This is a genomic window from Arthrobacter crystallopoietes, assembly GCF_002849715.1.
In the GTDB taxonomy this organism is placed as follows: domain Bacteria; phylum Actinomycetota; class Actinomycetes; order Actinomycetales; family Micrococcaceae; genus Crystallibacter; species Crystallibacter crystallopoietes.
The window spans coordinates 1,233,698-1,253,371 of record NZ_CP018863.1; the positions used below are offsets into that span (position 1 = coordinate 1,233,698).

Here is a 19,674-nt window from a genome sequence, read left to right on the forward strand (position 1 = left end):
TTTCTAGTGTTCCTTGCCGGCTGTGTGCACACCGGTGGAGGCGCCGTCAGACTCTCCGGTGTCCTTAGGGTCCTCGTCGGCCTCGCCGTCGCAGATCCTGCGGATGTCCTCGGGGCAGTTGATCTCGCCCTTATCCAGCTTTTCCTTGACGATCTGGTACTGCTGGGCGGTGACCACCGGGATCTCGGTGCCGTCCGCGGCCATCAGTTTGCCGCCCTGGTAGTAGTCGCCGTCCTGCAGCGCCTGCAGCTCGTCCTCGCGGACCATGCGCGGCGGGCTGGCCACCAGCGAGGACTGCTGGTCGGAGTTTCCGGCCTTCAGGTGGTTGAAGAGCAGGTTCAGCAGCACGGCCATGATGGCGGCGGAGCTGATGCCGGAGTGGAAGATGATGCCGAACCAGGTGGGGAACTCATCGTAGAAGGTCGGGGACACCACGGGGATCATGCCGAAGGCCAGCGACACGGCCACGATGATCATGTTCATGTTGTCTTTGTAATCGACCTTGGACAGCGTGCGGATGCCGCTGGCGGCCACCGTGCCGAAGAGGACGATGCCTGCACCGCCGAGGACGGGCGTCGGCACGGCTGCGACAACGCGACCGAGGATCGGCAGCAGCCCCAGGACCAGCATGATCACGCCACCTGCGGTCACTACGAAGCGGCTCTTGACGCCGGTGATGGCCACCAGCCCGACGTTCTGGGCGAAAGCAGTCTGCGTGAAGGAGTTGAACACCGGTGCCAGTGCGCTGGAGAGCATGTCCGCCCGCAGTCCGTCCGCGATGCGCCGCGAGTTGACCTTGGTCTTGGCGATTTCGCCGACCGCCAGGATATCCGCCGTCGTTTCCGTCATGGTGACGAGGATGACGATGGTCATCGAGATGATGGCGGCGAGGTCGAACACCGGCCAGCCGAAGGCGAAGGGCTGCGGGAAGGCGAAGATGGCGCCGCTGCCCACGTTGGAGAAGTCGGCGATGCCCAGGAGTGCCGCGACTACCGTGCCGGCGACAATGGCCAGCAGGATGGACAGGCGGGAGATGGCGGCGTTGCCGAGCTTGCTCAGCAGCAGCACCGCGGCAAGCGTGCCGGCAGCGAGCGCGATGTTGGCCAGGCTGCCGTAGTCGTCCGCCTTGGAGTTGCCGCCCATGGCCCAGTTGGCCGCAACCGGCATAAGGGTGAGACCGATGGTGGTGATGATGACGCCGGTGACTACCGGCGGGAAGAACTTGATGACCTTGGCGAAGAACGGGGCGATGGCCAGACCGATCACGGACGCCACCAGCACGGAGCCGAACACCATCTCGATGCCACCGCCGCCGCTCAGAATTGCCGTCATGGTGGCAACGCCGGCGAAGGAAACACCTTGTACCAGCGGCAGTTGCGATCCGAAGAACTTGACGCCGTAGCTCTGCAGGATGGTTGCCGCACCGCCAACGAAGAGGCAGGAGGCAATGAGCAGGGCGATTTCGTCCTGGCTCATGCCAGCCGCTGTGCCCACGATGAGGGGTACCGCGATGATGCCGCCGTACATGGTCAAAACGTGCTGGAGACCGTAGGCAAAGGACTTGCCGATTGGCAGCCTTTCGTCCTCGGGCCGCTGTCCGGTTATAGTCTTACGTGTAGTTTTTGCTGCATTCACAGCTGACCTCCTTGTCGGCTGCAGAGGCCGGGACGCGCGCGTGCGTCCCGGCCTCTGGCATGTGGACTAGCAGAATCCGGGGATATTTGCCCAGACTTCATGCGTGGCGGGGGAACCCTCACGCTGGATGGTGGCTTCGATCAATCCGTACGGCCGGTCCGCGGCGAAGAACACTTCGTTGGGGTTGTCCTGGCCGAACGGGCTCAGGTCCACCAGGAAGTGGTGCTTGTTCGGCAGCGACATCTTGATCTCGTCGATTTCCGGGTGCGCCTCAAGGACAAGGCGGCCCATTTCGTACATGCTCTGCTGCAGTGCCAGGGAGTGCGTCTCCGCAAATCCCTTGAGCAGCAGTGCACGGACGCTGGCGTAGACGGCGTCGAAATCGACGTCGAGGGTGTTGTAGCGCCAGCGCGCGGTCACATCGGTGGCGAGGATCCGGTCATTGGTTTCCTGCAGCGTGGTGTACTGATCCCTCGGGAAACCGTGGAATTCCGAACCGGTGGACTTCAGGACAGTGAGGTCCTCGATGCCTGCCACGATGGTCTTCTTGTTGCCGGAAATCTCGAGCACCGCGGTGCGGACTTCGCTCTTGTTCCGGGAGAAGGCGTGGTCGTGGTCGTTGATGCGGTCCCAGAAGTACTGCTCCGCCGACCAGCGTCCGCCGGTGACCCAGTCGAAGCTCTCCGTGAAATGGTTGCCAAGACGGAGCAGGAACTCCTCCGTGGTGGCAACGCCATCGCGGGCGAGGGCGTACACGGTGTTCTTCTGGGTATCGGTGGCGACCACGTGGGCGTTGTCGCCGGCGGTGTGTGCCGCTTCGAAGTCGCCGCGCAGCTGCGAGGTGACGTTGAGGTCCTGGATCTGGTGGCGGTCGGTGTCCCGGGTGATTTTGACCAGTCGGACTTCGGCCTTGCCGTACTGGTTCTGGCCCAGGACGATGCGGGTGCCGGTGGCGGATTCCACGGTGGCGGTCATGATTAGCTCCCTCGGTATGTTGAGTATGCAAACGGGCTGATGAGAAGTGGTACGTGGTAGTGCTCTGCTGTGTCCTTCACTTCGAAGGTCAGCTCCACGAACGGGAAGAAGGTTTCCGTACCCTTCTGCCCAAAGTAGGGGCCGGTTTCAAACGTGATCCGGTAGATCCCTGCTTCGATCGCCTCGGGGCCAAGATTCTTGATACGACCGTCGTTGTCCGTATGCTCCGTGGCGATTTCTTGCCAGCCGGTTGCCGTTTTGGCTTCCAGTGTGGCCTTGACACCGGAGGCAGGCCTCCCGGTCCCGGTGTCGAGAATGTGGGTGGTGACATGGCTGACGCTCATGCTTCGATGACTCCTTCAAGTCGGAGGATGGCGATTTCGCGCAACTGGCCGGCGACGACGGCGATTTCCTCGTCGGGCGAATTGCGCAGCCGCTTTTCCAGCTGGCTCAGAATTTCCTCTGCGCTGCGGCCGGCGGCACGGATCAGAAAGACCCTGTCGAACTTCTTTTCGTACGCCTGGTTGCCTGAGCGGAGCTTGTCCTGGACTTCGGCGGACTGTGCGACGCCGGATTGTTCCTTGCGGGACATATCCGCCTCGGTGCTGCTGCCGGCGGCCTTTTCTCCGATGCGCGGATGGTGCGCCAGGGCGCCGTCGATCTCTTCTTCCGTCCAGGGCTGGGCCGCCTGCTCGGCGAACGACAGAAGCTCTTCGCGGCTGCTGAAAGGACGGGCATGGATTATCTCGGTGGCCCAGCGCGTTATGTCGACGCAGGGGCGCAGCACGTCGAGGGCTGCGCTATCCGAGGCAGAATTAAAAGAGGCGAGATTCATTGCGGGTGTCAGCTTTCTAGAGATCTAATCCACCTCAGACGCTGAACACCCTTGACCATCGATAGAAATCGACTTGATTCGATGTTTCTGTATGGTGGAATCTTTATTTCATAAATAGTGTAAGCGGTGTCACAGGGTACGTGTCAAGGGTACCGGAAATTTATTTTTGCCGGCTACCGCCGCCGGACAGAGGATCCTGGGGGCCAACCGTCGACCGATACGGCGGCGGCCCCAACGGAACAGGGAGCTGGCCACCCTTTCCCGCCCGGGCAAGATTTACGACGGCGACGCGCAATCCGACATCGCAGTCCGGTCGGATTTGCTTCTGAAGCCGTAGCGAAAACCGTTGACCATAGGATTCCGACCGCCGATCTGGCATCCTTGTCAGAACCAGGAACGGCCGGACCGACCCCGAAGCCTTCCTGCACGGTGGCAACACTTGCGGGCACCAAAGCGCCCGCCCGAAGATTCCTGCCCCAAACTTCTGTGCTCAACCTCTTGACCACCCCTCTGGCTCCGCCTAGCATTTTCATATAGCAATATTATTTTTCCGCTATTCGGAATAGACGCTAGGAAAGCTAAGGAATTGGAGAACCAGCATGAATACACCCAGCCCCGAAACCAAGACCGGACAGTCAGCCACAGCCCATATCTACGACGCCGGCGGCTCAGACCCGGATTTCTACATTCCGCCGACGCGCGTTCGTCACGGACAGGGCGGCCTGCTCAACACGCTGCGGAGCCTGCCGAGCCGGCTGGCTCGGGCCACGCGCGGCTAGCAACGCCTACGGCAAAGGCTCGCGGAGCCAAAAGAGTGAGGGCGGATCCTACGGGATCCGCCCTCACTCTTTTAACCGCCGTCTACGGGCTTAGGCGTCGCCTCCGGCACTGCCCGAGGTTCCCGCGTTGACATCGTCCAGCCGGTACCGGCGGAAGGCTTCGGCCGGGGCCTCGGCGGGCACCTTGCCCTGCGCAGCGAGCAGCTGCAGGGCGCGGACCACCACGGAGTGGGCGTCGATGCTGAAGAAACGGCGTGCCGCGGCCCGCGTGTCCGAGAACCCGAAGCCGTCGGCGCCAAGGGTGGCGAACTCGTTCGGCACGTACTGGCGGATCTGGTCGGGCACCTGAGACATGTAGTCGGAGACCGCAACGACCGGCCCTTCGGCGCCTTCGAGCTGTTGCGCGACAAACGGCTTTCGCGCTTCGGAGCCGGGGTTCAGGAACGTCTCCCGTTCCGCAGCCAGGCCATCGCGGCGCAGTTCGTTCCAGCTGGTCACGGACCAAACATCGGCGCTGACGCCCCAGTCCTCAGCCAGGATGGTCTGTGCCTCCAGGGCCCACGGAACCGCGACGCCGGACGCCAGCAGCTGGGTCTTCGGCCCCTGCGCTTCCGCGGCCTTCAGCTTGTAGATACCGCCGAGGACGCCATCGATGTCCAGGCCTTCCGGCTCGGCCGGCTGGACGATCGGCTCGTTGTACACGGTGAGGTAGTACATGACGTTCGGATCCGGGTGGTTGCCGCCGTACATGCGCTCCAGCCCGGCCCTCATGATGTGGCCGATCTCGTAGCCGAAGGCCGGATCATAGGTAACGACGGCGGGATTGGTTGCCGCGAGCACCGGTGAATGGCCGTCGGCGTGCTGCAGCCCCTCCCCCGTCAGCGTGGTCCGGCCGGCCGTGGCGCCGATGATGAAGCCGCGGGTCATCTGGTCGGCGGCGGCCCAGAAGGAATCGCCTGTGCGCTGGAAACCGAACATCGAGTAGAACACGTAGATCGGTACCAGTGGTTCGCCGTGCGTGGCATAGGCGGTGCCGGCGGCGGTGAAGGCCGCGACCGCGCCGGCCTCGTTGATGCCCGGGTGGATCAGTTGCCCGGCCGGGGACTCCTTGTAGGCCAGGACAAGATCGCGGTCCACGGAGAGGTAGTTCTGGCCGCCGGGGTTGTAGATCTTCGCCGTCGGGAAGAACGCGTCCATACCGAAGGTACGCGACTCGTCCGGGACCACCGGAACCACGCGGTTGCCGAACTCCTTGTCCCGCATCAGGTCCTTCAGCAACCTCACGAACGCCATGGTGGTGGCTGCTTGCTGCTTGCCGGATCCGCGCCTGGCGACCTCGTACGCCTTCGCCTCCGGGAGTTTGATCTCCGCGTGCTTGCTGCGGCGCTCCGGCACGGAACCGCCCAGGGCCGCACGCCGGTCCATCAGGTACTGGATCTCCGGTGCGTCCGCGCCCGGGTGATAGTACGGCGGACGGTACGGATCGGCCTCGAGCTGCTCGTCGCTGATCGGAATCCGCAGGTAGTCGCGGAAGTCCTTCAGGTCCTGCAGGGTCAGCTTTTTCATCTGGTGGGTCGCATTGCGGCCCTCGAAGTGCGGGCCGAGCCCGTAGCCCTTGACCGTCTTGACCAGGACCACCGTGGGCTTGCCCTTGAACTCGGTGGCAGCCTTATAGGCCGCGTAGACCTTGTGGTAATCGTGGCCGCCGCGCTTGAGGTTCCAGATTTCGGCATCGCTCAGGTCCGCGACCATGGCCTTGGTCTGCGGGGTCTTGCCGAAGAACTGGTCGCGGACGAAGCCGCCCGATTCCGCCTTGTAGGTCTGGTAGTCGCCGTCGGGGGTTTCGTTCATGATGTCCACGAGCGCGCCGTCGGTGTCCTTGGCCAGCAGGTCATCCCATTCGCGGCCCCAGACCACCTTGACCACGTTCCAGCCGGCACCGCGGAAGAACGCCTCAAGTTCCTGCATGATCTTGCCGTTGCCGCGCACCGGCCCGTCCAGGCGCTGCAGGTTGCAGTTGACGACAAACGTGAGGTTGTCCAGCTTTTCGTTGGCGGCGAGCTGCAGCAGTCCGCGGCTTTCCGGCTCGTCCATTTCGCCGTCGCCAAGGAAGGCCCAGACGTGCTGGTCAGAGGTGTCCTTGATGCCGCGGTTGTGCAGGTAGCGGTTGGACTGCGCCTGGTAGATGGCGTTCATGGGGCCGATGCCCATGGACACGGTGGGGAATTCCCAGAAGTGGGGCATCAGCCGCGGGTGCGGATACGAGGAGAGCGCGTGGCCTTCCCGCGACTTCTCCTGCCGGAAACCGTCCAGATCCTCCTCGGTGAGCCGGCCTTCCATGAAGGCGCGTGCATACATGCCGGGCGAGGCATGCCCTTGGAAGAAGACCTGGTCGCCGCCGCAGGGGTGGTCCTTGCCGCGGAAGAAGTGGTTGAAGCCAACCTCGTAGAGGGTGGCCGCTCCGGCGTAGGTGGAGATATGCCCGCCGACGCCTATTTCGGGACGCTGTGCCCGGTGGACCATGACGGCGGCATTCCAGCGCATCCAGGCGCGGTACTTGCGCTCGATCTCCTCGTTGCCCGGGTAGTGCGGCTCCTGGTCTGCGGGGATGGTGTTGACGTAGTCCGTGGTGGTCACCATGGGCACGCCGACACTCTGGGCACCGGCCCGCTGCAGGAGCGAGCGCATGATGAACTGGGCGCGCTCGGTGCCCTGGGTGCTGATCAGCTGGTCCAGCGATTCGGACCACTCCGCGGTCTCTTCCGGATCGCGGTCCGGGAACTGGTCGGCGAGCGCGCTCAGGATAGCCGGCGTCTCATCAATAACAGTCATGTGCTACCTCTCCATTGAGGACAGAGTTCTCCTGCCGTCTCAGCTTAATTTCCACAAGACGGAATGTTTATTCCGTTATGTAAGATACAGTGAACGATGTTGGTGCGTTCCCTGTCAACGTTATGACGAACACGTCCTGTAAGGAGAGCAGATGACATCCCATGCTTCGGCACCACAGGCGGGTACCGCCGTCGTTACCGGCGCCGGATCCGGTATTGGCCGCGCGGTGGCGCGGCAGCTGCTCGCGGCCGGCTTTTCCGTTGCATTGGCCGGCCGGCGCCCGGAACTGCTCGCGGAGACCGCCGAGGATAATCCTGCGGCGCTGGTGGTTCCGACCGACATCACAGATCCGGAAGCCGTCGAAAGCCTCTTCGCCAGCGTCCGCGAGCGTTGGGGACGCCTAGACCTGCTCTTCAACAACGCCGGCACCTTCGGCCCGGCGGCCGGCATCGACGAGATCAGCCTGGCGGAGTGGAATGACACGGTGGCGGTGAACCTCACCGGTGCCATGCTGTGCGCCGCAGCGGCGTTCCGGCAGATGAAGGCCCAGCAGCCGCAAGGTGGCCGGATCATCAACAATGGCTCCATTTCTGCGCACACGCCGCGGCCGCGCTCGGTGGCGTACGCGGCGACCAAGCACGCCCTGACCGGACTCACGAAGTCAATCGAACTCGATGGCAGGCCGTACGGCATCAGCTGCGGCCAGATCGATATAGGCAACACCTCGACCGGCCTCCTGCACGGGGCCGGCATCAGCGACGGGGCATTGCAGCCGGACGGGAGCAGGCGCGTCGAGCCGACATTCGACGTAGAAGAAGCCGCCCGGGCTGTGGTCCTCATGGCCACGCTGCCGGCCCAGGCGAACATCAACCAGCTCACCATTACCGCTTCCGGCATGCCGTACATCGGCCGGGGCTAAGGAGACATTATGAGACAGGCAAAGATTATTGCCACGTTCGGCCCTTCCGTCGCCACCTACGAAAGTACGGTGTCGCTCCTCAGGGCGGGAGTCGACGTCGCACGTTTGAACATGAGCCACGGCGAACATGCGGTGCACGAGGAAATATACAACAACATCCGCAAGGCCGCGTCCGAGCTGGACCAGCCGATCGCCATCTTCGCCGATTTGCAGGGGCCGAAGATCCGGCTGGGCAGGTTTGCGGACGGGCCGCACGAACTGCGCGTCGGGGACACGTTCACCATCACCACCGAGGACGTGGCCGGCACCGCTGAGCTCTGCTCGACGACGCACAAGGGCCTGCCGCAGGACGTCAATGCGGGCGATACGCTGCTGATCGACGACGGGAAGGTTGCCCTGCGCGCCGTCGCGGTGGATGACACCCGCGTGGTCACGGAGGTCACCGTGCCCGGCGCCGTCTCCAACAACAAGGGCATCAACCTCCCGGGGGTCGCGGTCAACGTCCCGGCCCTGAGCGACAAGGATGAGGCCGATCTGCGCTGGGCGCTACGGACCGGCGTCGACATGGTTGCCCTTTCCTTTGTGCGCAACGCCGCCGACATCCGGCGCGTACACGAGATCATGGCCGAAGAGGGACGCCGCACCCCCGTCATCGCGAAGATCGAGAAGCCGCAGGCCGTCGCGGCGCTGGCCGAGATCGTCGCCGCCTTCGATGCGATCATGGTGGCCCGCGGGGACCTGGGCGTGGAGCTGCCGCTGGAAGACGTGCCCGTGGTGCAGAAGAACGCCATCGAGCTGGCGCGGCGTTCGGCAAAGCCGGTGATTGTGGCGACGCAGGTGCTGGAATCCATGATCGAGAATCCCAGGCCTACGCGTGCCGAGGCGTCGGACTGCGCGAATGCCGTGCTCGACGGCGCGGATGCGGTCATGCTCTCCGGCGAAACCAGCGTGGGAAAGTATCCGGTGGAGACCGTGCAGACCATGGCGCGCATCATCGAGTCCACCGAGCAGCACGGGCTGGAGCGCGTTCCGCCGCTGGGCAGCAAACCGAAAACCCGCGGCGGTGCCATCACGCGGGCCGCCGTGGAGATCGCGGACCAGCTCGATGCCAGGTGCATCTGCGTTTTCACGCAGTCCGGTGATTCGGCCCGCCGACTCTCCCGGCTCCGTCCGAACAAGCCCCTGTTTGCCTTCACCCCGGTGCAGTCGACCCTGAACGTAATGGCCCTGATGTGGGGCATCCAGCCGCGGCTGGTCGACTTCGCCGAGCACACCGACCACATGACGGCGCAGGTGGACCGGGTGCTCTACGAGCAGAACCTGGCCGACATCGACGACCTGATGGTCATCGCCGCCGGCTCGCCTCCGGGCCAGGCCGGGTCCACCAACTCCCTGCGCGTCCACCGGGTGGGCGACATTGCCGACGCCGGAGAACAGCTGGACGCGCGGCAGCAGGCGTAGGCGCGTCAGCCCTTGCTGGTGGATTTGGCGACGGCCGCCAGCCCCAGCAGCCCGCAGACCAGCCAGATGGCTGCCGCGGGCCCCAGCGGGGCGGCGACGAGGCCGCCGGCCAGCGGGATGACTACCTGGCCGATACGGTTGCCGAGCAGCCTGATGGCCAGGGCCGCGCCGCGAGACTGCGGGGAAACGGCCTGCGTAATCAGGCTCATGGTCAGCGGCTGGCCCAGGCCCAGCAGGAAGCCGCCGACAAACAGGGCGATTCCCGCTACCCAAAGTGCATCGAGGAAGAACGGCGCGACGGCGATGGCCGCACCGGAGCCGAGCAGGCTGGCGATCAGCAGCTGGTAGCGGGTCCATTTCTGGATGAGCTGGGCCAGGATGACGCGGGAAATGATGGAGGCGCCGGCGCGCACGGCCAGCAGGATGCCCACCCAGACCGGGGCCACGCCGTGTTCCTCCGCCACCAGCGGCAGGAAGGCCACCAGTATGTCGATGGCGGAGAGCAGGGCCAGCGAAGCGGCCATGTTCCAGGCGACGCCGGGGGTGCGCAGGATCGTCAGGGCGCCTTCCCTCGGGAGTGTCTTCGCCCCCGGCTGCTGTCCCGCCCGGCCGCCGGTGCGTGATTTCACCAGCATGGCCGGGGCGGCTGCCAGCGCGATGCCGGCGGCCAGCAGCAGGGCGGTGTTCACCGAGGCCATCCGGGCATCGCCGGTACTTTCCAGCCCGCTGCCCAACAGCAGGCCCGCCAGCAGCGGCCCGATCAACTGGCCCAGGGAAAAGGCCGCGGTGAACCAGCCGAACCCGCTGTCCAGCTGGCTCAGCGGGGCATATCGCGCAATGGCGGATTGGCCGGCGATGGTGAAGACCAGATGGCCCATGCCCAGCAGCGCGCTGGCCACGCCGATCCAGAGGAAGTCTCCGGCTGCTGCCAGCAGCAGCGCCGCCACTGAAAGCAGGACGGCCCCGAGCACCACCATGCCGCGCAGCGACTGCACCCGGTCGCTCACCCGGCCGAGCCAGAGCGCGGCGACCACGGGCAGGATGGCGTAAACGGCGGTGACCACACCGATCACGGCGGCATCGCCGCCGAGCGCCAGCAGTTTGTAGGAGATCACCGGCCGGGCCAGGTTCAGCGCCGTCTGCGTCAGCACGGCCGCGCCGATCAGGACCCATAACCACAGCCGCGAGCTGTGCTGTTCTGCTGCTGGTTCGCTCATTTCTCCTGGTTCCCTCGAGTGCCCGCCCCTATTCTGCCCTGCCGTGCAACCGTTCACCGCAAAAGCATTGCGGCGTTACGCCCGCGGTGGTCGAATAGTGTGCATGGCTACCGCCGGAACAACAATTCTCGCGATCGGTACGAAAAAAGGCCTGTGGCTGGCAACCAGCACAGACCGGGTCAACTGGTCGCTGTCCGAACCGCACTTTTTGATGAATGAGATCCCGAGCATCGGGATCGACCAGCGTGACGGCCGCACCCGGCTGCTCGTCGGTGCCCGCTCCGAGCACTGGGGACCCACGGTCTTCCACTCGGACGATCTGGGCGGCACCTGGACCGAGCCCGAAAACGGTGCCATCCGCTTCGCCGAAGAGGACGGTGCCGCGCTGGAGCGGATCTGGCAGCTTTATCCGGACGCCGAGGACCGCCCCGGCGTCGTCTGGGCCGGCTGCGAACCCATCTCGGTTTGGAAATCCACCGACGGCGGCGAGCACTTCGAGCTCAACCGCAGCCTCTGGGCGCATCCGGACAAAGACCAGTGGGGCGCCGGCTACGGCGGGGCCGCCGCGCACTCCGTCTTGCCCAGCCCCGCGGATGAAAACACAGTCCATGTCGCTATGAGCACCGGCGGCGTGTACCGGACTACGGACGGCGGGACCAGCTGGACCGCGCGCAACCACGGCATCAGCGCCTACTTCATGCCGGATCCCAATCCCGAAGTCGGCCAGTGTGTGCACAAAATCGCACGGGATCCCGAGGTACCCACCACGCTGTTCGCGCAGAACCACCATGGCGTCTACCGCTCGGATGACAACGCGGACACCTGGGTGTCCATCGCGGACGGCCTGCCCACGGACTTCGGTTTCGCCATGCTCACACACCCGCGGAAGTCCGGCACCGCCTGGGTCATCCCGATCAAGGCCGACGGCGAACGCATTCCGCCGGACGGCCAGCTCGCCGTCCACCGGACCAGCGACGGCGGCAACTCCTGGACACGCCTGCATACCGGTTTGCCGGACAACGAGTTCAACGTTGTGCTGCGCGATGCGGCCGCCGTGGACGGTTCGGATCCGGCCGGCGTCTACTTCGGTACCCGCGGCGGCTCCGTCTACGCAAGCGCCGATGAGGGCGAGGTCTTCGTCGAAGTGGCCTCGCACCTGCCGGACGTACTCTGCGTCCGCGCCGCCACAATCAACGACGGCGGCCGGTAGCCGATGGAGGAGACCACCCTGGCGGTCACCGTCGTCGTCCCCAGTCTCCTGGCCAAGGTGACCGGTGACCAGCGCGAACTGCGCGTGCCGGTGGAAGACGGGGCAACCGTGGCCCAGGTGCTGGACCGGCTCGCCGCGGAATATCCGGTGTTCGACCGGCGGGTGCGCAACGAACTGGGCGCCGTCCGCCGGTATGTAAACCTGTATGTGGACGGGGAAGACATCCGCGGGCTGGACGGCCCCGCCACCCGCATCGGGCCCGGGCAGGAGCTGCTGATCATCCAGTCCGTCGCCGGCGGGTAGAAGGAGCACAACGGGTCCCGGCCACCGGCGACCAAGCCGAACGCAACTCAACCAGGAGGTTCAAGATGACTACCGACAACGGCGGTTTGCACGACCCGAAGGAAGCGGACGCCGCCGACGTGCAGTGGCAGAACGAGCCCCTGCAGGATGACTCGGATACCGACGCCACTCCCGTGGAACGCCCCGCATCCTGGGAAGCCAATGATGCCGACGTGCAGGAGCAGGCCCTGTCCATCAACCCGGACGAAGACGACGACTACCCCCACGGCGAGGTGCCCTAACGACAATAGAATTCCGGTATGCAGAACTCGAAGGCGCAGCGGAAGAAGCCGACCTACTCCATCGACGCCGTCGACAACGCCCTCCAGCTCCTGCAACTGCTGCGCGATCTCGGCAGCGTGCGGCTCAAGGACGCCGCTGCCGAGCTCAAGGTCGCACCGTCCACCGCACACCGGCTGCTGGCCATGCTGGTTTACCGCGGTTTTGCCACCCAGGACGAGTCGAAGCGGTACTTGCCCGGGCCCTCGCTGGGGGTCGGACCCGCCGGCATCGGCGGGACTACGCAGCTGCGCAGGATCGCCCAGCCTCATCTGGAGCTGCTGGCAGCCCGACTGAACGAGACGGTCAACCTGATGATCCGCGTCGGCACGCAGGTACGTTTCCTCAGCACCGTTGAGGGCTCGAACATCCTGCGCATCGGCGACCGGCAGGGAACGGTGCTGCCCGCGAATTCAGCCTCGGGAGGCAAGGCCATCCTGGCGGAACTGGACCGGGAAGTGCTGGAGCAGTTGTTCCGGACCAACAATGCGGACATCAGCGGCGCCGCCATCCCCGCCGCCGACTACCCCGCTTTCCTGCAGGAACTCGACGCCATCCGCGCCAATGGCTTCGCCGCCAACTTCGAAGGAACCGAGGAAGGCGTCAGTGCCCTCGGAGCAGCGATCCATGACGCCGCCGGAGTAGTGGTCGGCGCAATAAGCGTGGCCATTCCGACAACCCGCTTCCGCAAACAGTTCGACGCCGGTCTCGTCCAGGAAGTCTTCAAGACGCGCCAGGCGCTCGAAGCCGACCTGGGATCGGCGTTCGCCGGCTAGCGGGCATGTCCGTAAACATTTCTGCGCGCAGGAATTTGCGGTCGATAAACGGATGCAGCTCGGGGTCGAGGGTACCGTGGGATCTAAACGTCTCGGCAAGGAGCACCAATGGCAGCGAGTCACGACCTCACCACCGACCCCGCCTTGCAGGAAGCACTGCTGACAGTGCGCCGCGGGACCGAGTTCTTCGGCCGCAAGCTCGACGAACTGCCCGACGACGCACTCCAGGCGCCCTCGCTGCTGCCGGACTGGACGCGGGCCCACGTCATCGCACACGTTAGCTACAACGCCCGCGCTATCGCCCGTCTGATGAAATGGGCGAACAGCGGCATCGAAACTCCCATGTATTCCTCCTGGGAAGCGCGCAACGCGGAAATCGAGCACGGCGCCGCCATAGCTCCCAAAGAACTGCGGGACCTCTGCCAGGACTCCGCCGCGCAGCTCGACGCCGCCTGGCGCGACACTCCGTCGGACGCTTGGAAACACCAGGTCAAAACCGCCCAGGGCCGGACCGTCCCCGCCTCGGAAACCGTGTGGATGCGCACCCGCGAAACCTGGATCCACACCGTCGACCTGGGCAACGGCGCAACCTTCGACCAGCTCCCCGCCAACGTCCTTAAACGCTTGCTGCAAGAGATCACCGGAGCCTGGCAAAGCCGCGGCGACGGCAAGGACCTGCTCCTCAAAGCCTCCGATGCCTCAAGAGTGCTTGAATTCGGCGACCGCGACTCCGACAATCCCGAAATCATCAGCGGCACCCTTGCCGACGTCACCGCCTTCGCCACCGGCCGCTCCACCAACGGCATCACCTCCAGCAAACAACAAAGCCCGACCGCGCCCCGCTGGCTCTAGCATCTCGCAGGATCAGGCGTTGGCGCGCAGCGCGTGCTTCTGGATCTTGCCGGTAGCGTTGCGCGGCAGCTCGTCGACGAGCACGATGTCGCGGGGCACCTTGTAGGTGGCCAGGCGCTGCTTGAGCTCTTCACGCATCGCTTCGCTGGTCACGTGGGTATCGGGCGCGAGGACAACAAAAGCACGTCCGGTCTCGCCCCACTTATCGTCCGGCACGCCGATCACGGCCGCCTCCTGCACGCCGGGCACGCTGAGCAGGGTATTCTCCACCTCGGCGGGGTAGACGTTCTCGCCCCCTGAGATGTACATGTCCTTGATCCGGTCCTTGATGTACATGTAGCCGTCCTCGTCCACCACCGCGATGTCGCCGGAATGGTACCAGGCGCCGTCGAGCGCCTTGGCGGTCTCCTCGGGCTTGTTCCAATAGCCGGCCATGACGTTGGGACCCTGGACGATGACCTCCCCGGGAACCCCGGGCGGGACCGGCTTGCCGTCGAGGTCCACAACCTGGTTTTCAGTAAAGAAGTGGGCACGGCCCGCAGAGCCGGCCTTGGCCAAGCCGTCGCGCGGTTCGAGCATGCAGACTCCGGGGCCGGTTTCGGTCATGCCGAAGCCCTGCATGATGGCGACCTTCTTGTCCTGCCAGGTCCGGATGGTCCGCTCCGGCAGCGGCGAACCGCCCACCATGAACCCGCGCACAGTGGAGAGGTCCGCCGCTGGAAAGGCAGGATCGCTACTCAGGGCGTCCAGCATGGCCGGCACCAGGAACGATGAGGTTACCCGGGACTGCTCCATCTCGGCCAGCACCGCCGCGGCTTTGAAAGTCCGGTGGATGATGATGCGCCCGCCCAGTGTGAACGTGGGCAGGGTCATCATGTTCAGCCCGGCGATGTGAAACAGCGGGGCGGCGGCAAGGTGGATCTCGTCCTGCCGGAGGTCCTGACCGATCAGCGCATTGACGTACTGGTAGAACAGATTGTTGTGGGTCAGCATGGCCCCCTTGGGGCGGCCGGTGGTCCCGGAGGTGTACATAATCAGGGCGAGGGCCTCAAGATCGACGTCGATCTGGACGGGTTCTCCGCTGCCGCCGGTAAGGAAGTCCTCGAACAAGGCTCCCGGGCCACCGCCGTCGACGCTGAGCCACTGCCGGATCTCGAGCTCTGCGGCGAGTTCCTCGGCATTGCCCCGCTGGTCCTCACCGAAGACCACAACGGTGGCGCCGCAGTCACGCAGGATGTAGTCAATCTCGGGCTTCCGGAGCCGGGGGTTTATCAGTACGCAGACGGCGCCGATGAGGCCGGCGGCGAAGAACGTTTCCAGCAAGGCAGGGTGGTTAAAACCTGCGTAGGCCACCCGGTCGCCCTTGGACACTCCGGCACCGGCGAAGGCATTGGCCAACCGTGTGACGCGCTGATCAAACTCTCGATAAGTCCGCTCCCGGCCTTCGAAGACGATGCAGACATCGTCCGGGCGGACCTTGGCGCGGCGGGCGGGCCATGAACCAATGCCGAGATTCACTGCAACTCCTTTGTAGCGGGATCACGTTCAAACCATTGGAACAGCCTTTTATTGATATTGTCAACGATTTAACCGGAAAGCTACGCAGCGCTCGGCGGCTTCCCCTAACCTTCCACTCGGATGCCGAGCTGTTCGGCAAGGATCGGCGCCAGCAGGTTCAGCTGGTAGTCATCCACTGTTGCGCCCTTAAGACCGCCGACGCCGCGGATCATGCTGAATTCGCTGCTGCGCAGGTCGAAGTCTTTCAGGACCGCATCCGTCACATCGAGCGTTCCGATGCGGCAGTTCTGCAACGCCACGCGCAGACCCCGGGCGCCGGCGAGATCCAGCTCGTCGATGATGCAGTCGGAGATCAGCACGTCCGTGAGCTTGGAGCTGCGCAGATTCACGTAGCCCAGTTTGCCGCCGTCGAAATTGACGGACTGCAGCGCCGAATCGAAAACTTCAGCGGAGCCGAGTCTGGTCCGGGTCAGTTCAACATCCCGCCAACTTGAGCGGGCAGCGCTGAAGACCGGCGCATACAGCTCCTCGAACCGGCAGTCGGTAAACCGGGCGCCGCGCAGCTGGGTTCCGTTCAGGGCGACCGACAGCAGCTCGCACTCCAGGAACGTGATGCCGGTCAGATCCAGCCCGTCCAGCTGCACGTTGGCATAGCGACGCCCCTCGCAATGGTCCCCGCTAAGAAGGTCCGCATTATCAACGTGTTCGAGGTTAGCCAGCCGGACCGGATCCAGTCTGGGGGCCGCCGTCGTACTTTTCGCCATGCTGCCATCCCATCACACCCGGGAAGGAAGCTCGGCGCACCCTCACAACCGGCTCGGCTACGCCTGCGCGCCCGCGGCCAGCGCGGCAAGTTCTCCGGCCTTGAGCGCCCCGAACGCGAACGCCAGAAGCGCAGGCGCCAGCAGCGACGAGAGGCGGAACGCGTGCCCCTTCTTCCAGCGCCACAGCGCCAGCACTCCCACCGCCAGGCCGTAAGCCAGCGCGATCAGCGCCGCTACGGAACTCCCCTCGCCCCAGAAATAAGGAAGGCAGACGACGGCGGCAAGCAGCAGTTCGGCGATGCCCACTCCACGCTGGACGGCTGGACGGGGCTCGTCGGCGTACATAAACCAGGGGAAACGGAAGATGTTGGTCAAGGCGCTGCCCAGCAAGAGTGAGACAAACGCTATATGGGCAAACGCCACCATGATTTCGTAGACGCCGTACCCGTCATTGGCCACCATTATGTCCCGCACACTTTCGTCCGATTGATCGTTCTTCTAGGTCGAACCGGCGGACGGGCGGGCCTGTTCCAAAACGGCCGCCAGTGAGACCGATGTCACTTCGGCCCCAGGGCAGCAGAAAGCCCCGCGCAGTTGGGGGGAAACGCGGGGCTTTCTTGGGTAACTGCGCGGCAAAACGCAGTTGGTATTAGGTCAGCTAGGCCTTAGTTGGCCGGCAGCTGCAGAACCTGGTCAACGAAGATCAGGTTCGGGTTGCCGACGGTGTCGGCGTTGGCTGCGTGCAGTGCCTGCCAGCCACCCTCGATGCCAAGCTCGGTGGCAATGGTGTTGAGGGTATCGCCAGCCTGGACGGAGTAGGTCTCGCCGCTGACTGCAACCTGGGCCTGGGCCGGAGCCTGCGCGGCCGGCGCCTGGGCAACCGGGGCCTGCTGGACAGGCGCCTGCTCGACGGGGGCTTCCTGTACCGGAGCCTCAACGGGGGCCTGCGCCACGTTGTATTCGGCAGGCGCTTCCTGAACCGGCGCCTCGGCAGGCGCCGGAGCCGGTGCTCCGCCGCCGCCACTCAGGCCCAGCTTGGCCGAGCATGCGGGCCAGGCGCCCCAGCCCTGGGTGGCCTGGACCTTCTCGGCTACGGCAATCTGCTCAGCCTTGCTGGCGTTCTGGGGGCTACCGCTGCCACCGAATGCTGCCCAAGTGCTGGGGGTGAACTGCAGTCCGCCCGAGAAACCGTTGCCGGTGTTGATGCTCCAGTCGCCGCCGCTTTCGCATTCGGCCAGGGCGTCCCAGGTGGCGGTGTCGGCAGCGTTGGCCGGGGTTCCGACCATGGCTACACCGGCACCGGTGAGGGCTACTGCCGCAAGGCCTCCGCGCAGGGCACGGCTGAAGTTCTTGTTCTTATTTGAGTTCACGATGCTCCGCAGGGCCACCTTCGCTCCATCCGTCCCCGGACTTCATCACGCCGCCGTCAACCACTCGTAGTATCGAGGTCATTTCCGACGTCTGCCATGTTGACGGCATTTGGTGTTGGGCAGCGCCGAGCATATTCGATTTTCAGTAAGTCTGCCGGTTAGGATCCGGCTCCCCTGAGCGGGTGTTATCCCCGCACAAGCCGCCACGTTACCGGACCGTTATCAACGATGCAAAATCGTGATGAATCGTTCCGCGTGTCGCGCCGCGTGTCGTGTGCGTGCCACTCGCTGTTTTGCTCGCCGCGCCGGAGGCAACAGGAGGACTGCTCCGACCGGGTTACAGCGAGGATGTTTTCGACTGGTTTCCAAGGTTGCTGAAAACGCTTGATGTACCGTCTCACCTGCAAAAATACCCAGAGCATACGACGCCGGCGCGCCCCGAAATTTTCGACGTCGGCAGTGCGCGCGAGGGCTACAAAACACATACGGATTCTGCTCACCGAGGGCGCCCGGGAACTCCTCTGAAAAAATTCTTGGGCCAGGGTGCAGTAAGCACGAGAAATACCCCGCAGCGCTTGCTGCGGAGAACCCGGAGGATGCCGCGGGAATACACTGACTCGGGCCCGGGTTGCCGCGAAGGGAACCATAACCGCTACAAGGAGTTGATTGACCGTGGCCAGGAACAGCCTGCCGGCACTGCTGCGCGAGGACCTCAAGGCCGCGCGTGCCCAGGATCCGGCCGCAAACTCGGACCTGGAAGTCGGCTTCGCCTACTCCGGCGTGCATGCCGTCTGGGCGCACCGCATTGCCCACGCCATGTGGAACCGGCCGCAGCTGCGCACCGCTGCACGGCTGCTCTCTCAGTTCGCCCGGTTCCTCACCGGGATCGAAATCCATCCCGCCGCCACCTTGGGCCGCCGCGTGTTCATCGACCACGGCACCAAGATTGTCATCGGCGAAACCGCGGTCATCGGCGACGACGTGATGATGTACCAGGGCGTCACGTTGGGCGGCCGGGCGTTGGATAAGACCAAGCGGCATCCGACCATCGGCAATCGCGTGATGCTGGGCTCCGGTTGCCGCATCCTGGGCCCCGTGACTATTGGCGACGATTCGGCGATCGGCGCCAACGCCGTCGTCGTTACGGATATCCCCGCCAACTCCGTAGCCATCGGGGTGCCTGCGCAGTGGCGGCATAAGGACGGCAATTATCCGCTGGATCCGCGGCTGGACCTGATCGACCCCGCGTTCCTGCTCTGATAAGAGACCGGCAGCCGGGCAGCGGCGCCACTAGGACGCTGCCACCCGGCTGCCGTGAGGCCTTCGCTGCTAGCTCTGGCGGCGCTTGACCATGAAGGCGCCTGCTGCGCCCGCCGTGACCAGCAGGCCAAGTCCTGCTGCGCCCCATGCTGCGGGGGATACCGACGTGGTGGCCGCGGAACGATCTGCCTTCAGTTCCTTGGGCTCCTTGTCCTCCTTTGGCCCGGTGTGCGCCTCGGTCGGCGGTCCGGTGACGACAACGGAAGCCGTGCCCATTTCGCCGCTTTGATCGCCCTTCACAGAGATCCAGTGGCGGCCCGGCTTGTCGATCGAAATCTCCTCAGAGAACTCGCCCGCGGCATTGGCCGTGGTGGTCTGCGTGAAGCCGCGGAAGTTCCTGGTGGACTGGTTCTGGGCCACGGTGATGGTGGCCGTTTCCTCGGCCTCAAGACCTGCGCCGGAAACGGTGAATTCCTCGCCGGCCTGGACGCTGCCGGCGGAGACGACAATGGGAAGCTCCGGGGCGGGGTACTGGGCGTCTGCGGCGTAGGCCGCGGTGCCTGCTGACAGGGTGAGTGCAGCGGACAGGGCCACTGCTGAGACAATCTTCTTCATATTTGATGCTCGATTCGTGATGGGGAGAGTGCGAA

20 protein-coding genes are annotated in these 19,674 nt (G+C 64.8%); 9 read left to right on the top strand and 11 right to left on the bottom strand.

What is annotated here, in order from left to right; all coding sequences use genetic code 11:
• Nucleotides 1-3: 3 nt before the first annotated feature.
• The 4 genes from AC20117_RS05945 to uraD form a co-directional block, all read right to left on the bottom strand.
• Nucleotides 4-1,635 (bottom strand): nucleobase:cation symporter-2 family protein, encoded by a 1,632-nt coding sequence (locus tag AC20117_RS05945; protein WP_236777453.1) that lies wholly within the window; start codon nt 1,633-1,635, stop codon nt 4-6.
• A 66-nt stretch (nt 1,636-1,701) separates the two neighbouring features.
• On the bottom strand, nt 1,702-2,610 hold the full coding sequence (gene pucL / locus AC20117_RS05950; protein ID WP_074700516.1) for a factor-independent urate hydroxylase: 909 nt from the start codon (nt 2,608-2,610) through the stop codon (nt 1,702-1,704).
• A gap of 2 nt (nt 2,611-2,612) precedes the next feature.
• Nucleotides 2,613-2,954: a hydroxyisourate hydrolase gene (gene uraH / locus AC20117_RS05955; protein WP_074700515.1), complete on the bottom strand. Its 342-nt coding sequence runs from the start codon at nt 2,952-2,954 to the stop codon at nt 2,613-2,615.
• Complete coding sequence (gene uraD / locus AC20117_RS05960; protein WP_074700514.1) at nt 2,951-3,445, bottom strand: 2-oxo-4-hydroxy-4-carboxy-5-ureidoimidazoline decarboxylase; 495 nt, start codon at nt 3,443-3,445, stop codon at nt 2,951-2,953. Before uraD ends, uraH begins: the two co-directional genes overlap by 4 nt.
• A gap of 599 nt (nt 3,446-4,044) precedes the next feature.
• Between uraD and AC20117_RS05965 the strand changes: the two genes are divergently transcribed.
• Nucleotides 4,045-4,224 carry a hypothetical protein gene (locus AC20117_RS05965; RefSeq protein WP_074700513.1) on the top strand — a complete coding sequence of 60 codons (180 nt, stop codon included), beginning with the start codon at nt 4,045-4,047 and terminating at the stop codon, nt 4,222-4,224.
• A 90-nt stretch (nt 4,225-4,314) separates the two neighbouring features.
• Here the strand turns inward: AC20117_RS05965 and aceE are convergent, their stop codons facing one another.
• Complete coding sequence (gene aceE / locus AC20117_RS05970; RefSeq protein ID WP_074700512.1) at nt 4,315-7,056, bottom strand: pyruvate dehydrogenase (acetyl-transferring), homodimeric type; 2,742 nt, start codon at nt 7,054-7,056, stop codon at nt 4,315-4,317.
• Between the two features lie 151 nt (nt 7,057-7,207).
• Between aceE and AC20117_RS05975 the strand changes: the two genes are divergently transcribed.
• Both AC20117_RS05975 and pyk read left to right on the top strand, forming a co-directional pair.
• Complete coding sequence (locus tag AC20117_RS05975; protein ID WP_074700511.1) at nt 7,208-7,975, top strand: SDR family oxidoreductase; 768 nt, start codon at nt 7,208-7,210, stop codon at nt 7,973-7,975.
• Between the two features lie 9 nt (nt 7,976-7,984).
• Entirely contained in the window at nt 7,985-9,436 is a 1,452-nt protein-coding gene (pyk, locus tag AC20117_RS05980) for a pyruvate kinase (protein ID WP_074700510.1), read from the top strand.
• A gap of 5 nt (nt 9,437-9,441) precedes the next feature.
• Here pyk and AC20117_RS05985 read toward each other — a convergent pair whose 3' ends face one another.
• Nucleotides 9,442-10,653 carry an MFS transporter gene (locus AC20117_RS05985; protein ID WP_074700509.1) on the bottom strand — a complete coding sequence of 404 codons (1,212 nt, stop codon included), beginning with the start codon at nt 10,651-10,653 and terminating at the stop codon, nt 9,442-9,444.
• A 94-nt stretch (nt 10,654-10,747) separates the two neighbouring features.
• On the opposite strand from AC20117_RS05985, the gene AC20117_RS05990 reads away from it, so the two are divergent.
• The 5 genes from AC20117_RS05990 (at nt 10,748) to AC20117_RS06010 (ending at nt 14,112) form a co-directional block, all read left to right on the top strand.
• The gene (locus AC20117_RS05990; protein WP_211482330.1) at nt 10,748-11,863 is read left to right on the top strand and encodes a WD40/YVTN/BNR-like repeat-containing protein; all 1,116 of its coding nucleotides are present in this window, start codon (nt 10,748-10,750) and stop codon (nt 11,861-11,863) included.
• 3 nt (nt 11,864-11,866) lie between these two features.
• Nucleotides 11,867-12,166 carry a MoaD/ThiS family protein gene (locus AC20117_RS05995; RefSeq protein WP_074700507.1) on the top strand — a complete coding sequence of 100 codons (300 nt, stop codon included), beginning with the start codon at nt 11,867-11,869 and terminating at the stop codon, nt 12,164-12,166.
• A 65-nt stretch (nt 12,167-12,231) separates the two neighbouring features.
• Nucleotides 12,232-12,447: an Rv3202a family protein gene (locus AC20117_RS06000; protein ID WP_074700506.1), complete on the top strand. Its 216-nt coding sequence runs from the start codon at nt 12,232-12,234 to the stop codon at nt 12,445-12,447.
• Between the two features lie 18 nt (nt 12,448-12,465).
• Complete coding sequence (locus tag AC20117_RS06005; RefSeq protein ID WP_074700505.1) at nt 12,466-13,260, top strand: IclR family transcriptional regulator; 795 nt, start codon at nt 12,466-12,468, stop codon at nt 13,258-13,260.
• 108 nt (nt 13,261-13,368) lie between these two features.
• Nucleotides 13,369-14,112 carry a maleylpyruvate isomerase family mycothiol-dependent enzyme gene (locus tag AC20117_RS06010; protein ID WP_074700504.1) on the top strand — a complete coding sequence of 248 codons (744 nt, stop codon included), beginning with the start codon at nt 13,369-13,371 and terminating at the stop codon, nt 14,110-14,112.
• A 12-nt stretch (nt 14,113-14,124) separates the two neighbouring features.
• Here the strand turns inward: AC20117_RS06010 and AC20117_RS06015 are convergent, their stop codons facing one another.
• The 4 genes from AC20117_RS06015 to AC20117_RS06030 all read right to left on the bottom strand — a co-directional run bounded on the left by AC20117_RS06015 (nt 14,125) and on the right by AC20117_RS06030 (nt 17,782).
• Entirely contained in the window at nt 14,125-15,630 is a 1,506-nt protein-coding gene (locus AC20117_RS06015) for an acyl-CoA synthetase (RefSeq protein ID WP_074700503.1), read from the bottom strand.
• A 104-nt stretch (nt 15,631-15,734) separates the two neighbouring features.
• Complete coding sequence (locus tag AC20117_RS06020; RefSeq protein WP_074700502.1) at nt 15,735-16,394, bottom strand: pentapeptide repeat-containing protein; 660 nt, start codon at nt 16,392-16,394, stop codon at nt 15,735-15,737.
• 57 nt (nt 16,395-16,451) lie between these two features.
• Nucleotides 16,452-16,856 carry a hypothetical protein gene (locus AC20117_RS06025; protein ID WP_074700501.1) on the bottom strand — a complete coding sequence of 135 codons (405 nt, stop codon included), beginning with the start codon at nt 16,854-16,856 and terminating at the stop codon, nt 16,452-16,454.
• 203 nt (nt 16,857-17,059) lie between these two features.
• Nucleotides 17,060-17,782: a LysM peptidoglycan-binding domain-containing protein gene (locus AC20117_RS06030; RefSeq protein ID WP_074700500.1), complete on the bottom strand. Its 723-nt coding sequence runs from the start codon at nt 17,780-17,782 to the stop codon at nt 17,060-17,062.
• A 654-nt stretch (nt 17,783-18,436) separates the two neighbouring features.
• Between AC20117_RS06030 and epsC the strand changes: the two genes are divergently transcribed.
• Entirely contained in the window at nt 18,437-19,024 is a 588-nt protein-coding gene (gene epsC, locus AC20117_RS06035) for a serine O-acetyltransferase EpsC (RefSeq protein WP_074703184.1), read from the top strand.
• Between the two features lie 69 nt (nt 19,025-19,093).
• Here the strand turns inward: epsC and AC20117_RS06040 are convergent, their stop codons facing one another.
• Nucleotides 19,094-19,639 carry a hypothetical protein gene (locus tag AC20117_RS06040; protein WP_074700499.1) on the bottom strand — a complete coding sequence of 182 codons (546 nt, stop codon included), beginning with the start codon at nt 19,637-19,639 and terminating at the stop codon, nt 19,094-19,096.
• Nucleotides 19,640-19,674 lie beyond the last annotated feature (35 nt).

Excerpts from the sequence above, each read along its gene's own strand:
- AC20117_RS05975 (WP_074700511.1), top strand. The coding sequence starts at position 7,208 with ATGACATCCCATGCTTCGGCACCACAGGCGGGTACCGCCGTCGTTACC.
- aceE (WP_074700512.1), bottom strand. The coding sequence starts at position 7,056 with ATGACTGTTATTGATGAGACGCCGGCTATCCTGAGCGCGCTCGCCGAC.
- AC20117_RS06025 (WP_074700501.1), bottom strand. The coding sequence starts at position 16,856 with ATGGTGGCCAATGACGGGTACGGCGTCTACGAAATCATGGTGGCGTTT.
- pyk (WP_074700510.1), top strand. The coding sequence starts at position 7,985 with ATGAGACAGGCAAAGATTATTGCCACGTTCGGCCCTTCCGTCGCCACC.
- AC20117_RS06005 (WP_074700505.1), top strand. The coding sequence starts at position 12,466 with ATGCAGAACTCGAAGGCGCAGCGGAAGAAGCCGACCTACTCCATCGAC.
- AC20117_RS06020 (WP_074700502.1), bottom strand. The coding sequence starts at position 16,394 with ATGGCGAAAAGTACGACGGCGGCCCCCAGACTGGATCCGGTCCGGCTG.
- uraH (WP_074700515.1), bottom strand. The coding sequence starts at position 2,954 with ATGAGCGTCAGCCATGTCACCACCCACATTCTCGACACCGGGACCGGG.
- AC20117_RS06010 (WP_074700504.1), top strand. The coding sequence starts at position 13,369 with ATGGCAGCGAGTCACGACCTCACCACCGACCCCGCCTTGCAGGAAGCA.
- AC20117_RS06040 (WP_074700499.1), bottom strand. The coding sequence starts at position 19,639 with ATGAAGAAGATTGTCTCAGCAGTGGCCCTGTCCGCTGCACTCACCCTG.
- AC20117_RS05985 (WP_074700509.1), bottom strand. The coding sequence starts at position 10,653 with ATGAGCGAACCAGCAGCAGAACAGCACAGCTCGCGGCTGTGGTTATGG.
- AC20117_RS05995 (WP_074700507.1), top strand. The coding sequence starts at position 11,867 with ATGGAGGAGACCACCCTGGCGGTCACCGTCGTCGTCCCCAGTCTCCTG.
- AC20117_RS06000 (WP_074700506.1), top strand. The coding sequence starts at position 12,232 with ATGACTACCGACAACGGCGGTTTGCACGACCCGAAGGAAGCGGACGCC.
- AC20117_RS05965 (WP_074700513.1), top strand. The coding sequence starts at position 4,045 with ATGAATACACCCAGCCCCGAAACCAAGACCGGACAGTCAGCCACAGCC.
- pucL (WP_074700516.1), bottom strand. The coding sequence starts at position 2,610 with ATGACCGCCACCGTGGAATCCGCCACCGGCACCCGCATCGTCCTGGGC.
- uraD (WP_074700514.1), bottom strand. The coding sequence starts at position 3,445 with ATGAATCTCGCCTCTTTTAATTCTGCCTCGGATAGCGCAGCCCTCGAC.